The organism is Streptomyces sp. YKOK-I1, assembly GCF_054660435.1.
Genome location: NZ_BAAGDR010000001.1, coordinates 8385674 through 8399823 on the forward strand (window position 1 = coordinate 8385674; position 14150 = coordinate 8399823).

14 protein-coding genes are annotated in these 14150 nt (G+C 70.9%); all 14 read right to left on the reverse strand.

Going from position 1 to position 14150, the window contains the following annotated elements:
- Positions 1–48 precede the first annotated feature (48 nt).
- Positions 49–1812: a major capsid protein gene (locus ACYQ8Q_RS37205; RefSeq protein ID WP_460071078.1), complete on the reverse strand. Its 1764-nt coding sequence runs from the start codon at positions 1810–1812 to the stop codon at positions 49–51.
- A 195-nt stretch (positions 1813–2007) separates the two neighbouring features.
- A complete protein-coding gene (locus ACYQ8Q_RS37210; protein ID WP_460071079.1) occupies positions 2008–5265 on the reverse strand; it encodes a hypothetical protein in 3258 nt (1085 codons plus the stop codon).
- Complete coding sequence (locus ACYQ8Q_RS37215; RefSeq protein WP_460071080.1) at positions 5240–7024, reverse strand: hypothetical protein; 1785 nt, start codon at positions 7022–7024, stop codon at positions 5240–5242. The genes ACYQ8Q_RS37210 and ACYQ8Q_RS37215 overlap by 26 nt, the downstream gene beginning before the upstream one ends.
- A 194-nt stretch (positions 7025–7218) precedes the next feature.
- A complete protein-coding gene (locus ACYQ8Q_RS37220; RefSeq protein ID WP_460071081.1) occupies positions 7219–7650 on the reverse strand; it encodes a DUF1360 domain-containing protein in 432 nt (143 codons plus the stop codon).
- Between the two features lie 5 nt (positions 7651–7655).
- Complete coding sequence (locus tag ACYQ8Q_RS37225; protein ID WP_460071082.1) at positions 7656–9074, reverse strand: terminase large subunit domain-containing protein; 1419 nt, start codon at positions 9072–9074, stop codon at positions 7656–7658.
- Between the two features lie 138 nt (positions 9075–9212).
- Positions 9213–9785: a glycosyltransferase family 2 protein gene (locus ACYQ8Q_RS37230; RefSeq protein WP_460071083.1), complete on the reverse strand. Its 573-nt coding sequence runs from the start codon at positions 9783–9785 to the stop codon at positions 9213–9215.
- Positions 9786–9793: 8 nt separating this feature from the next.
- Entirely contained in the window at positions 9794–10042 is a 249-nt protein-coding gene (locus ACYQ8Q_RS37235; protein ID WP_460071084.1) for a hypothetical protein, read from the reverse strand.
- Entirely contained in the window at positions 10042–10482 is a 441-nt protein-coding gene (locus ACYQ8Q_RS37240; RefSeq protein ID WP_460071085.1) for a methyltransferase domain-containing protein, read from the reverse strand. Before ACYQ8Q_RS37240 ends, ACYQ8Q_RS37235 begins: the two co-directional genes overlap by 1 nt.
- Positions 10482–10742 carry a hypothetical protein gene (locus ACYQ8Q_RS37245; protein ID WP_460071086.1) on the reverse strand — a complete coding sequence of 87 codons (261 nt, stop codon included), beginning with the start codon at positions 10740–10742 and terminating at the stop codon, positions 10482–10484. Before ACYQ8Q_RS37245 ends, ACYQ8Q_RS37240 begins: the two co-directional genes overlap by 1 nt.
- On the reverse strand, positions 10739–11410 hold the full coding sequence (locus tag ACYQ8Q_RS37250; RefSeq protein ID WP_460071087.1) for a glycosyltransferase domain-containing protein: 672 nt from the start codon (positions 11408–11410) through the stop codon (positions 10739–10741). The genes ACYQ8Q_RS37245 and ACYQ8Q_RS37250 overlap by 4 nt, the downstream gene beginning before the upstream one ends.
- Positions 11407–12222, reverse strand: coding sequence for an NAD-dependent epimerase/dehydratase family protein (locus ACYQ8Q_RS37255; RefSeq protein WP_460071088.1), 816 nt, complete (start codon positions 12220–12222; stop codon positions 11407–11409). Before ACYQ8Q_RS37255 ends, ACYQ8Q_RS37250 begins: the two co-directional genes overlap by 4 nt.
- 13 nt (positions 12223–12235) lie before the next feature.
- Complete coding sequence (locus tag ACYQ8Q_RS37260) at positions 12236–12913, reverse strand: glycosyltransferase family 2 protein (RefSeq protein WP_460071089.1); 678 nt, start codon at positions 12911–12913, stop codon at positions 12236–12238.
- On the reverse strand, positions 12906–13127 hold the full coding sequence (locus ACYQ8Q_RS37265; RefSeq protein WP_460071090.1) for a hypothetical protein: 222 nt from the start codon (positions 13125–13127) through the stop codon (positions 12906–12908). The genes ACYQ8Q_RS37260 and ACYQ8Q_RS37265 overlap by 8 nt, the downstream gene beginning before the upstream one ends.
- Complete coding sequence (locus tag ACYQ8Q_RS37270; protein ID WP_460071091.1) at positions 13124–14146, reverse strand: NAD-dependent epimerase/dehydratase family protein; 1023 nt, start codon at positions 14144–14146, stop codon at positions 13124–13126. The genes ACYQ8Q_RS37265 and ACYQ8Q_RS37270 overlap by 4 nt, the downstream gene beginning before the upstream one ends.
- Positions 14147–14150 lie beyond the last annotated feature (4 nt).

Here is a 14150-nt window from a genome sequence, read left to right on the forward strand (position 1 = left end):
GGTTCACCACCCTTCCTCAACGGTTCGGTTCACGACGGCAGTCCGGGGTTAGACCCGGACCGTGCCGGTGAGGAGCGCCGACGTGGAGCCGTTGACGTTGAAGCCGACCGTGTACCGGCGCGACTCGTGGCCCACCTTCGCGATGAGGTGCGCCTCCTCCGACCAGGCGGCGGTGTGGTCGTTGGTCTCGTTCAGCACCGAGTCGCGGACCACGCCGAGGTCGAGGCTCATGCCCTGGCCGTGGATGAACGTGCCGGCCGCATAGATGAGGAAGTCGACCGTGGTCGGCCACGCGGTCATCTTCGTGGCGTTGCCGAACTGGCTCGCTCCGCGGACCTGCCAGTCGTTGACCCACTGCACGGCGATGTTGCGGGCGACGAAGTAGGCGTCGACCTCGCTGTTGGGGACGGCCTGCAGTTCGACGCCTGCCTTCCACGCCAGGTCGGCGCGGATGACCTCGCGGACCCAGTACGGCAGGACAACTTCGAGGACGTCGTCGATGCACATGCCGAAGCGGGCCCGGTAGTCGGTCGCGGCGAGGCCGACCGCGTTGTAGATCCGCGGGGCGGCGGCGTCGCTGGAGGCGCCTCCGGAGATGATGGTCGTGGAGGTGGAGCGGGCGAGCATGAGCGCGATGAGGCGGGCGTTGATGACGTGCGCGTGCGCGGACATCAGCAGCTGCAGGGTGTTCTGCGTGGCCTCCGGGTAGGCGTCGTCGGTGAGGTTGCCTGCGGTGAGGCAGTACCCGTACGCCTCCAGCCGCTCCTCGTCGAAGTCCGGGCAGGGGACTCGGATGCACGGCTTGGTCGGGGAGCCGGTGGCGGCGGCGATGTCGTCGGCCTCGGTCCACAGGAACGGCGTCGACGTGTTGGAGAGGGTGGCGGAGAAGCCTGCGAAGGCGGTGCCGCCGCCGAGCGCGTCGGCGAGGGACGGGCTGACGGGGAAGGAGATGCCGCCCCGGGTGACGCCGAAGGTCGGCAGGTCGATCAGCCCGTCCTCGCAGCTGATGTTGAAGAAGTCGTAGCGGATCTCGCTGGGCGCGCACCAGCCACCGCCGGCCACGAGCGCGGCCTGCTTGTCGGGGCCCGTCAGGTAGCTGATGAGGTCGCGCATCTCGCCGCGGCTGGTGCGGTTGTCGACCGTGTGGGAGAAGTCGTTGCGGATGGACGCGACGAGCTGCTCGCTGGGGGCGCCCTGGGTGATGGGCATGCTCTTGGCCTTGCGCGAGGTGACCTCGGCGAGGGAGGAGAGCGAGGGGAGTTCGCTGCCGCGGGCGACGCCGGGGATGTCCACCGAGGCGGTGACGGCGAGGCGCTGGGTGGGGACCTGCGGCGCGGGGGCGTGCGCGGCGGTCTCGGCGAGGGAGGCGGTGGCGCGCCGCGCGATCTCTTCCGGGCGGACGGTGCCGCCGCGGCGGTCGAGCATGAACGCGGAGAGGGCGGCGGTGACGCCCTGGGCGGTGGCCTGCGCGATGGCCTCGGCGTCGACGGCGGCGGCCGGAGCGGGCGGCTGCTCGCCGGTGGCGGGGGCGCCGTTGACGCGGGCCTGGAGCTGGGAGAGCTGGTCGGCGACGCGGGCCTGCTGCAGGGCGGCGGCCTGTTCGGCGCGGACCTCGCGGACGCGGAGTTCGGCGCGGATGCGGTCGAGGTCGTCGGTGAGGCGCATCGCGTAGGCGAGCGTGTCGGGGTCGACGTTGTCGATCTCGCTGACGCGGCTGAACTCGGCGACCGCGCGGGATTCGAGTTCGGCGAGGTCGGCGTCGGACGAGAGGGTGAGGTCGGGCGGGGCGCTGAACAGTTCCTCGGCTGCCACTGTGTCCTCCGTGGGCGAAGGTGGTTGTGCGCCTGGATTGTTGGCGCCCATTCAGCGCGAGGTTAGCTGAATAGCACACAGTCCGGCAAACATCAAATTATGTTCACCGGACTGCATAACTAAAGGTCAGACGCTCGGAGGGGGCGGCGGCGGAGGCGTCGGACGCCGACGCTTGTTGCAGCTGCACATACCCGTTCACCCCCTTCCGGGATGGACTCGACGGGACAGCATCCGCATCACGATCCGCACCGCGTCCCGCTCCACATCAGCCTGCGACCGGCCCCACGCCACCACCGGCTTACCCGCCGCGACCAGCGCCTGCGGCTGCCCGGACGCGACGCGGGCCCGCATCTTCGGCACCGGGAACCCCGGCACGTTGACCGCCAGCAGACCCACCAGCCTGAGCTGGCCGCCGATCCGCCGCCAGTCCCCACTGACTTGCCCGGCCGCCTGGAGCTCGTAGACCCTCAGCGGGTCCGCGCCCGGCCGCACGAACCCGGCCACCCAGATTCCGTGCTGGTCGTTGCCGACCGCCACGTCCGCGACGGCCGCGCCGGTGTTGTCGTAGTGCTCCGCCGCCGGGGTCGCCCCGTACGACAGCGGCGCATGCCCCGTCCCCACCGTGATCTGACCCACCGCCACCCTCGTGCCGTCCGCACAGACGACCTCACCAGTGCGGTAGTACGGGTGCTCGTCCTCGTGCGGCGGCTGCACGCACACACCCTCCTGCCCGATGTGGCACGACCCCCACTGCGCCGCGTGCCCGTAGATCCGACCCTCGTCCGTCACCGTGATCGGCGTCGGCAGCGACAGCTTCGGATCCGCGAACCATGCCGCCGACGGCCGCAGATCCGCAGACGCGGTCACCGCGACCAGCGACCGGAACGGCTCCGGCTCCTGCCCGGCGTCGCGAAGGTGCTTGGCCACGTGGTCGTACACCCCGCGCCGGTCGGCGTCGGGGATGTCGGAGCCGCCGCGGGCGCCATGCAGGGCGCCGATCGCCGCCGAGCACGCGGCCAGGTTCGCCGCCCCCGCGTTGCCGCCGTCGCCGATCTCGTGGTGCAGGAACTTCGCCGCGGTCTTGGGGAGTTCGCCGTCGGCGACCGCGCCGCCGTCGTACCAGGCGTACGCGGCCTTGGCCTGGTCCACGGTCAGCGGGCCGTCGAGACGCTTCTCGTTCACGGCCGCATCCCACGGGCCGTCGGTGGTGGCGGTGTCGTGGGTGCCGACCGCGCCCATCTCCTGCACCCGCAGCTGCGCGAGCTCGGCCGCGGTGACCGGCGCGCCGCCGGCCACGATGGCGCCTTCGGTGTTGAGGAGGGCGATGTAGGCCTCGGCGAACGCGGGGATGTCGACGAGGGTCGCGGCGCGGATCCGGCCCCCGTGGAAGACGGTCTTCTCGGGCTGCGCGAACAGCATCTCGAAGAGGTCGTCCTCCTCGCTGTCGCCGGTGCCGGCGTTGACGTCTTCGGGCCAGACGAACTCGACGTCGGCGTCGGAGATGGAATCGGCGTCGATGGAGACGCCGCGCAGGAACTGGCCTTCGATCTTGTCGTGGGCGCGGCGGCCGTTGTCGTCGGAGAGGTCGAGGACCCCGGCGCCCATGATCTTGTCGCCGTCGCGCCAGATCTTGTCGATGCGGCCGACGTTGACGGCCTTGGTGCGGGCTTCGCCGCCGTGGGAGTCCTCGATGTTCCATCGCAGTGGGACCGGCAGGTCGGCCCAGGACAGGGAGTCGGGGGCGAACTCGCGGCCGTCGCCTGTGACGATGCCTTCGACGGCGAGGACGCCTTCCCACGGGGCGGTCTCGCCCGCGTAGTCCATGTCCGGGGCGGCGTCGGGCGCGTCGTCGTTGGCGTCGTCGTCGCTCTCTGCGGCGGCGAGCGCGGCGAGTTGCTGGGCGGCTTCGTCTTCGGTGGCGTGGCAGCCCATGAGCTCGCCTGTGTCGTTCTGGACCACGGCGAACGGTGTGTCGGCACCGCAGTCCGGGTGCTTTTCCTCGATGCGGTACGGCACGGTGCCGCCTCCTTCTTGGGGTGTCGGCGGCATTGTGTCCGCAGACGCCGCCAAGATCATTCCGGCTTGTGCTGCCTGCGCCCCGTCCTGCGGCCACACCGTCACCAGCGTGCCCCGGCAGCGCGGGCCCCCCAGGCAGCCCGTGTAGCCGCCCGTCGGGTACGCCGTCCGCGCCTCGGTCAGCTCGGTGTACTCGGTGCCGTCGATGTCCCGGCACGGCTTGCACGAGTTCTTGTCAAGGATCTCCGTCGCCGTGTACGTGGCCGGGGGCGCGACCGCGAGGACGGCCATGCGGCCCTCGTTCTGCGCGGCCGTCATCGCCGCCCCCACCTGCTCCTCCACCGCCGCGCCCGACAGGTTCGCGAGGTGCTCGTCGACCTGTGCGGCCACCTGCTCCCCGCTCCCGGAGCCGAACAGCTGCACCGCGCGGCGGATCGCCGACTGCACCAGCCCGACACCCAGGTAGCGGGCCGTCGTCGCGGCCACCTGCCGCAGCCGGTCCCGGATCGCCGCCGCGGTCAGCGCCTCGTCGTCGAGGGACCACTCCGGCACGTCGACGCCCTGGGCCTCGGCCTCCCGCTGCTGCGCCTGTCCGGCCTGCTGGGCGTAGGCCTGCATGCGGCTGGTGAGGAGCTTCTCGGCATCTTTGGTGGAGACGGTCAGGGTGTTGAGCTGGTCGAGGTTGCCGCTGTCGACCGCGGTCTTCACGGCGGCGGTGATCTGCTCGCGCTGGGCGTCCTGGATGGAGGCCCAGTCTTCGAGGACGCCGTTGACGGCCTTGTGCCAGGCGTCGTTCATGTCGGCGAAGTCGGCGCGGGACGCGAGCTCCAGCTCGGTGGGCTGGCGGCGCAGCGGCCCGGCCGCAGCGGTCACGCCGCCGCCGAGGGGGATGTCGGTGTAGTCCCCGGCGAACGCCACCCGGACCCGGTCGAAGGTGACCGGGCCGAGACGCTCCTCCATCGGGATGATGAGGTCCAGCTCGTCCGAGTACGCGGCACAGATGTGGGGCTGCCACGGCGTGTGGGGCGGCGGCAGTTCGGGCGCGTCGGCGCTCTCGGCGAGGCCCTCCTCCAGCGCCATGCAGATCGCGCCGTGCAGCATGCCCAGCACACGAGGTGTGTCAGGGTCGTCGCCGACCGACCATACCCAGCACGGGTCTTCACCGTTGCCGTTCCAGTGCGCGGCGCCGAAGGCCTTCGCCCCCACGGGCCCGTCGGCGTAGTGGGGCAGGACATCAGCGACTGCGTCGATCACGCTCTGGCGGGCGTCGTCGCTGAAGTCCGCGCCCTTGCCGAGGTAGGACAGCGTGAGGTGAAGCTGGTCGGCAGGCTCGCCCCCCTCGATGGCGAGACGCTCGGCGTCCTCGGGCGTCGGCATCAGCGCGACCATCGCGCCGGAGGTGTGCGAGCCGTCAGCTGCGGCCGTGAGCGAACCCATTGCTACTCCGAGAGGAGACGGTGGTCAGGAAGCCGCTGGTGTCGAGCAGCGGAGCGAGCCGGCCGATGGACAGACGCCCGAACGCATCGAGGCGCGCCTCGTACGTCCCCGACGTGCCCGGCCTCGGTACCGCGCCCAGCTTCAGCGCGGCATGGGTGAACGGGCACGAGTAGGCGTGCTGCGTGCACAGCGCCGGGTGCAGCAGCTCCGGCGGGCGGCCGGTCGCGAACCGGATCGCGTGCAGGGCTCGTGCCTGCCGGGCGAGCCGCTCCGAGCGGGCTGCGGCGGCGGCTTCGCGGGCGGCGTCGGCATCTGGTGGACTGTGGTCCTCCGGCGGCGGTTCGGGCTCGGCGCCGTCCTGGGCCTGCTCGCCGGGCGGCGCGGCGGCGACGGGGGTGATCGTGACGCGCTCGCCGGTGAGTTCGGACAGGGCGGATCCGGCGCCGGACGGCAGCGTCTTGACTATGACCTTGAGGCCCTGCTCCTTCAGCTCCTCGTCGGTCGGCTTGTCGGCCTCACTGAACCCGGTCTCCCGGCGCAGCGCCGCGCCGTTGATCTCCAGCCGGTCGTACAGGGCGATCGCGTCGTCGGAGCGGTCGGGCCGCAGGCTCAGCTCCGACATGTCGTACCAGACGACCCAGCTCGCCCAGTCCTCAACACCGGACGCCTTCAGCCGGGGCTGCAGGTAGCCGGTCGTGAGGGCCTGGCAGATCAGCTCCGCCTCGGGCGCGATGTGCGTCTTGAGGGCGCCTTCCTCCAGCTGCCAGGCACCCCAGTGGTTGACGTCGCCCATCCCGAGGAGCACCTCGGCCGGCATGTTCAGCATGGTCGCGAGGCCCTTGATGGCGGACTCGCGTTTGTCGAGGATCCGTTCGTCGAGCTGCAGGGTGAAGTCGATGTGCTTGATCTTGTCGACGTGCTCGGCGGGCACCTTGATCGGGAGCGGCACCACGGCGGATGCGGTGCCCGGGTTGCTGATCGCGGTCGCGGCGATATCGATCCACTCGGCGACGAACGGGTCCGGTGCTTCGGCGAACTCCTCCTTCACCGGGAACGTCACTTCGTCCGGGAAGAGGACCACGCCGGCGCTGGCCAGCCGGGACAGGAACTGGCTGATGATGTACCGGTTGATCAGCTCCAGCTCGCGCATCTTGCCCCGCGCCGCCCGGGCCGGGGAGTCGGCCAGGTAGTGGAGCCGTTTGTGCGGGCGCCACACCCGGGTCACCAGGGAGTCGTCGCCGAGCGGGCGCCACTGGGCGCCGTTGCCGCTCGTCGTGTCGTCGATGACTTCGAAGCGGCCACGTGCGGTACGGACTTCGTTGGTGGAGCGGACCGACCAGCGCTCGACGCCGTTGACGGTCTCGCCGACGAGGTAGCCCTCGCCGGGGACCGCGAGCTGTGTGCCGAACCCTGCCATGAGCTGGGCCTGTGCGCCGACGCCTCCGCCGAGAGTGGTCATGAGGTCGACGGCGGTGCCTGCGTTGGCGCGGACGGGTTCGTCGGCGCCGGTCTCCAGCTTGGCGGCGTAGAGGCGGACGCGGGAGAGCATCGCGGACACCCACTCCACGCCGTAGCGGAACTCGCCGAGGTCGTCGTAGAAGCCCCAGGCTTCTTCCTGCCAGCCCTCGGTGTTGCCGATGATGCCGCTGCGGGGTTCCTTCACGGGCGCGGCTGCGGCGGTGACGGCGTTGGCTTCGGGTGGGGGCAGTGGTCGGGGCGCGGGTGTGCCGCGCCGGGTGAAGACGTGGTACCAGGCCACGGCGCCCTCCGAGTTGGTGAGTCGACTCGGTGGGGACGGTAGGCGCGACACCGTGAAGATCATTCCGGGTGTGGGCGAGGGCCGCCCGCAGTGCCCACCGCGGACGGCCCTCTTCCCTCACCCCGAACCACCACGGGCCCGGTCTCACACACGCCCGCGATGCTACGGGCCCGCGCGGCGCCCGCGTTCCGGGCTCACGCCCATTCCTGCGCGGCCAGCAGAGCACCCGCCGCCCACACGGCCAGCCACGTCAGCAGCGGCACCGGCAGCCCGGCCACCGCCCACGTGGCCGCCGTCACCCCAGCAGCGATCCAGCCAGACGCGCACCACGGGCACGAGACCAACTCGGCCAGCCAGAACGGCGACCACCGCTTCCGCTCCACGTACCGGTACAGACGCCCGTCGATCATGCTGACGCTTCCGAGACCGGCCACCGTGGCGGCCGAGTCCTCCTCGCCGAGGACCGGAAGCGGGTGCTTCTCCATCTCCGGCAACGTCAACGGCCGCCAGCCTCCGACCAGTCGATCCCGCGTCCACAGCACGGGAGGGAACGTGTCGGCCACGGCAAGGCGGGTCAGCCGGTACACGGCGAGCGACATCACGAGCAGCAGCAGCCAGAGATCCATGCCCGTCACCGTAGCCGCCCACCGGCGATCTGCCTTCTGGCCGCATCCCCGCCCAGCGAGCCCTGCCCACGCGGCACCGTCCCCACCAGCTTCGTATGCCAGCCGCCCCACACCATCCCGTCCAGCCGGTCAGGCGACCACCCCAACTCGGGGTACCACGTGCACAGCTGCTCCTCCAGCTCAGGGAACGTGCCCGCGTGATGCCAGCGGCCCTGCGCCGACAGTGCGGCCACAGGCTGAGCGCGGACCGCCTTGCCCTGCGTCGCGCGCACCTTCCGCACCGGGATGTCCACGCCGATCTTCTCCATCGCCGTGCGGATGACCGCCACCGCCTGATCGCCGCCATAGTTCACCTCGACGCAGATGTCGTCGGCCTCCCAGTCGATCGCGGCCCGCACCGCTCGCTCGCCCCATCCCTCCGGCGGAAGTTGGCACGAGCGGTCGTCGAGGACGAAGCCGTGCGGCTGCGGCCGGGGTGTGCCGACGGCCTGGACGGCCGGGTCCTCAGGGTCTACCTGTGGGGCTGGCAGCACGCCGGGCAGGATCAGCCCGGACTTCGCGGTCACGACGATGCCCTGCTCGCCGGCGCCTCCGGACGGGTCGACGCCGACGGTGCGGCGGATCAAGTCCGGGAGGGCGTTCAGCTGCATGCGCGACGCGGCAAGCGCGTGGCGCCGCCAGTACGCGTTGGTCACCTCGTCGAGGATGTGGCCGAGGAGTTCCTGCTCGCCGAGGTCGGTGCCGGCGTAGGCGTCTTCGAGCATCTCCCGGATGTGGGCGGGCAGGTGCGGGTTCTCGTACATGGTGGCGTGGGTGGCGACCACGCCGGGGACCTCGCCGTTCTTGAGCCGGTTGAGGAGCAGCTTCGGCTTCGGGGTGGTGGAGGCGACCCAGTGCGGGCGCGGCCCGGAGCGGAGACCGAAGCGGAGCTGGTCGAACGACTCCTGCATGTACCGCCACGCGGCGAACTCCTCCAGCCACGCCAGGCAGGTGTTGCCGCCGGCGCGGAGGCGTTCGACGTCGTCGGGGGAGCTGGCGCCGTACAGCTTGGCCTGGGAGCCGTTGGCCCACCGTACGACGGTGCCGCCCGCGGTGGTGATCGGGCCGATGGCCGTGGGGTCGTGGGCTTTGATGCCGGAGGGTCCGGAGACGCAGGCGGTGACGGCGTCGCCTTGGGTGGGGGCAATGATGCCGATCCAGTGCGGTACGGGGCCGGGCAGGCAGGGTGGTCCGGCGACGTGTCGGGCGACGTACTCGGCGCAGGCGTCGGTCTTTCCGGCGCCGCGGCCGGCGAGGAGGAGCCAGCCGTACCAGTTTCCGGGTGGGGGGATCTGGTGTGGGAGGGGTTGCCAGCGTGGGGTGAGGAGGGCGGCGAGCGCGGCGGCTGCGCGTTGCGCGACGTGGGCCCGGTCCTCGGTGGTCATGGTCGGATTGTGGCTGCTTCAGGCGCTGGTGTTCTCCGGAACGAAGTCGGAGTGCTGGCTCCTATGCTGGGAGTGCGCCAAGGCGGAGGCCTCATTGACCCGTTGGCGGCCCCGGGAAGAAGCGCGCAGGGCCGCCACTCAGCGTTGGCGAGCATCGCCACGGTTGGGGAGCCCGGAGGTGTTGCCGCCTCCGTGGTGGTGCCAGGTCCAACTCCTGCGGGGCAGGTGCACGATCTTTGCTCCGGCGGCGATGCAGCCGAGGGTGAACTGGAAGTCCTCGCCGCCGACCTGGACGTTGGGATCTCGCGCGAAGCCGATCTCTTTGGCCAGCTCGGTGCGGACGAGGATCGTGATCGTCGTCGAGTTCGGGCAGGTGGGGTCGAAGGCGCGGCCGAAGAACATGGGGAAGGGGTCGGTGCCGCCGACGACGCGGAACCAGGGGTACACGTAGTCGGCCTGCGTCTCGTTCGCGCAGGCGAGGAGCTGTGCGATGTGGTCGGGGTCCATCTCGTCGTCCGAGTCGAGGAACGCGGTCCATTCGGTGTCGACGAGGTGGAGGCCGTGGGTGCGGGTGATGGCCGCGCCCATGTGGTGGACGTCCTCGGCGAGGACGTGCTGCACGGGGACGGTCTGGGCGCGGACCGAGCGGGCGGCGCGCTCCAACATTCCGTTCGCGCGCCGCTGCTCGTGGAACGGAGTCACCACACTCACGCCCGGCTTCATGGCGCGGCCGGGTGGTCGACCTTGCCGAAGGTCTTCTGGCAGGCGCAGCCGTCGACTGGGTTCCAGGTTGGGCAGACGCTGGTGACCGCTGCGGTGTGACCGCAGGGCTCGTTCCAGAAGGTGGCGTCGCAGCCGCACTTGTCGTTGTTGTGCCAGCGGGGGACGGACCAGCGGCACAGCTCGCAGACGAGGAACGGGTTCGCGAACGAGACGAAGACGTGAGTCCTGGTGTGGGTGGTGGCCATCACCGGGGGGTCCCTCGCCAGAGGATCTCGTTGTCGCCCTGGATCAGCAGCTCCAACGTCTCCCAGTACCGGATCCCGTAGTCCGCGTTCGCCGCGAACGACCCGTCGAAGTAGTGGAACGACGGGATACACCAGAAGGAGACGTGCGTCGGGTCCGCGAAGGCGTGCCACGTCCCGGACAGCGCGTTCGGCACCCGGATCTCGAACACGCCGCCCGGGCACAGGACTCGGTGCGCCTCGTTCATCACGTCGATGCGGGGCTGCCCGGCCGGGATGTGCTCCATGACGTGGGAGGCGCGGATCCCGTCCACGCTGCCGTCCGGCGCGGGCCAGGGCACGACCTGGGCGGGGCGCTTCCAGTCGCCGACGCCGTGGGTGGGGTCGAGGTTGGTCCACCCGGCTTGGACGAGGTGACCGCCGCCGATCTCGATGTTCGTCATCACACACGCTCCGGCCAGTGCCAGGTGCCGCCGCGCTGCTGGCTGGTCTCGTTGTGCGGAACATGCTGGTCAAAGAACATGCCCGAAGGGTTGAGCACGGCGAGAGACACGCACTCCATGTGGGCATCACAGTCGGGCGCACCCGTGATGATCGCTGCGCGGCATTGCTCGGTGTACGCCTGCGTACCGTCCTCGCGGACGGGTGTCCCATGACTCACGTAGTGAACCACCCGGCCCACGCTCGGCAGTTGCTCACTCATCCGTGCCTCGCACTCCCCTCATAAGCCAGCCACGGCGTGGCCAGATGATTCCCCGGCCACGCCTGCGGGCGCAGCCCCTTCTCACGCAGCGCGAACGGCTGCGAGATCTGGTCCTGGAAGGACCACCGGTACGTCTCCGCCAGCCAGAGCCAGCCCATCTTCCGCACGGCCTCCGTGTGGCGGCGGCCGATCACGCCGGTGGCCCACAAGCCCCAGGCGGCCGGGTGCCCGGCCTGCCGGTACGACTCGGCCTGCTCCAGCACCGGCTCACCCCGGTACTTCGCCAGCCCGGCCGACTCCTTGGCCTCCTCGAACAGGCAATCCCGCCACGGATGCTGGAACTGGGCGATCGGCTCGCCGTCCGTCAGCCCAGCCGTCGCCTCGACAGCGAACCGGTCGGACACCACCCGGAACGACGCGTCCACCCACAGACTGACGGGCGCGTCCGTGTACTTCCACGGCTCGTACTTCGGGTGCTTCGCCGCCCGATTCGGATGCACGCCTGGGCGCGGCTCATACACCAGCGTCCACCCCCGCGCAGCCTCGGCGTCCGGCGGCGGACCGTCGTGGACACAGATCCACTCCACGTCCACCCCGGTCTGAGGCAGCAGCGGCTTCAGCTCGTCATACCCGTCGTAGATCGCCGTGATCAGCGCAATATCGCTCATACCGGAGACCGATACCACTCCACCGTCGCGGCCACGCGCGCCCAACTGTGCTCCGGCCGCCAGCCCAGCCGATCCCAGCCCTCCCCCTCCGCCACGATCCGGGTCGGCCGCTCGCCCTTCCGCATCGGCAGCCGCTCTACCCCGGCCCGCGACCCGGTCTGCTCGAGCACGAACTCGGCGAGCTCGTTCACCGTGACCGCCTGCCCGGTGCCGGCGTCGAAGGTGACGTCGTCCCCATGGCCGGTGGCCTCGATGAGCATGCGCGCGACGTCGTCGGTGTGGACGAGGTCCATGGTCTGCTCGCCGTCGCCCCACACCGGCAGCGGCCGTCCCTCCCACGCGGCGCGCGCGAAGGTGGGCACGATCTTCTGCGGATGCCCGGGGCCCCACTTCTGCCCGGGCCCGTACGCGTTGAACGCGCGGACGTGGGAGACGGGGATGTCGTACGCCTCGTGCCACGCGGTGGCGAGCCGGTCGGCGCACACCTTCGTCGCCGTGTACACCGAGGGGAAGACGGGCGGCATGGTGATGCCGACATAGCCGGCGCCGTGCTGCTCGCACCAGCGCAGCACCCGGAGGGTGCCGATCACGTTGGCGTGGACCGCGGCCTCCGGCGCGTCGAACAGCTCCGAGGTGCCGAGCATCCCGGCCAGGTGGATGACGACGTCGGCGCCGGACAGGTTGGTGAGGTCGCCGAGGACGTCGTTGCCGTGGGCCCGGTCGAACGACCACGCCTCATGCCCGGCCGTCTCGGCGGCGTGGATGGCGGCTTGTCCGAGGAAGCCGGACCCGCCGGTGACTGCGATCTTCACTGGTGTCTCCTGTTCACCACGGGGTCCGCCCCCACTTGTGTTGGAAGGTGGCCCGGTCGCGGCCTGCCTGCTCGGCGAGTTCGGGGCGCTCGTACATCGACCCGTTCGGGCAGCGGTGCTCCACGGCGAGTCCGGGGACGAGGAGCGCGCCGCCCTCCTGCCGGGCCCGCCAGTCGGCGTCGTCGTCGCCGTACCACCACACGAGGTCTTCGTCGAAGCGCAGCGCGTGCTCGCCGCGCAGCATGAACGCGAAGCCGGTGATGCGCTGGCGCAGGTCGATCGGCTCGGCCCGGGTGTGGAGGATCTGCTCGCGGCCGCCGTGCTGGTCCGGGTAGGCGAGGACCGCGGTCGTCGAGCGCATCGCCGTGGACAGCGCCTCCGCCCAGCCGGGAGGGACGACCACGTCGGAGTTGAGGACGGCGATGTCCCACTGCTCGGCGCCTGCCCGGTGGGCGGCGGCGTCCGCGACGGCGATCCCCACGTTCCAGAAGGTGCTGATGTTCGGTGGGTCAAGGGGGGCCGAGACGCCCCGGACTTTGCCGTGCCACGGCTCGACGTCGATGGGCGGTGTCGAGAGGTTGTCTAGGACGATGACGCGGTCGACCTGGTCCACCACGGAGTTGATGCAGTCGGCGAGGAGATCGTGCCGGTCCCGGGTCGGGATGACCGCGGCCCGGTAGAGGTCACTCATCAGCCGACTCCCGGAGTGCCGCCCGCAAGATGTCGCCGATCTCCAGGAGCGCGTGAACGATGGCAGCGTTCGTGAAGACCTGTGCCTTGGCCGAGTGCGCCAGCAGGACGTCTGCCTTGATCTCCCCGACAGGGATCGACCTGACCTCTTGGTCGGCCGCGTCGAGAGCCCGCTGTGCGTTCTGCGCCGACGGGCCGCGCTCGGACGCGCTCATGCGGCGAGCCACTGCGGGTTGTCGGCGTACCACTCCACGATGTCCGCCAGCGTCTCGTCCAACGGCCGCGGACCGGGCCAGCCGAGCGCGGCCAGCTTGCTGCCGTCCAGCGCGTACCGGTGATCGTGCCCTGGCCGCTGCGAGTGGTAGTCCACCAGCTCGTAGTTCAGCGACCGGCCGGCCGCGGCCGCCATGCGCTGGGCGACGTCGAGGTTGGTGGCTTCCTCGCCGACGATGTTGTAGCGGAGCGGGCCGTCCGGCATGGTCGGGTAGTAGGTGAGCCGCTCGTCGCCGTCGAAATACTGCGTGAGCCACAGCCAGGCGGCGGCGAAGTCGCGGGCGTCGACCCAGCAGCGGGAGCCGGAGGCGCCGTCCGGGGAGGCGTGGACGGTGAGCTTCTCCCCGCCGAAGATGGCGCGGGCGATCTTCGGGATGAACTTCTCCGCCGCCTGCGGTGACGGGGCGAGGAGGTTCATCGTGTTCGTCACGATGAGGGGGATGCCGAGGCCGCGCCAGTACGAGTAGGCGATCGCCTCCTGCGCGGCCTTGCTCGCGGCGTAGGGGTTGGAGGGGCGGATGCTGTCCCACTCGTGGTGTCGGTAGCTGGGCGCGGCGGGGCCGAAGACTTCGTCGGTGGACATCTGCAGGAACAGGCGCGGCCGCGCCTGTCGGGCGTATTCCAGCATGTTGAGCTGCAGCTCGACGTTGTTGCGGACGAACGGCACCGGGTCGGTCAGGCTGCGGTCGACGTGGGACTCGGAGGCGATGTTCCAGATGTAGTCCACGGGCCCGATGCGGTCCGCCATCAGGGGGGTGATGGGCAGCGCGAGATCGTGAGGGATGACGTCAACCCGGCGGCGTACGTCGATGTACGTGTCGAGGACGGCGTTGATGCGGGCGCCGTCGCCGTGGTGCCGGTAGGAGACGGGGCACACCACGTGCCAGTCGGTGTTGGCCAGCACGTGGGCGAGGACGGTGGAGCCGACGAACCCGGACGCCCCGGTGAGCAGGAGTCTCATGGCG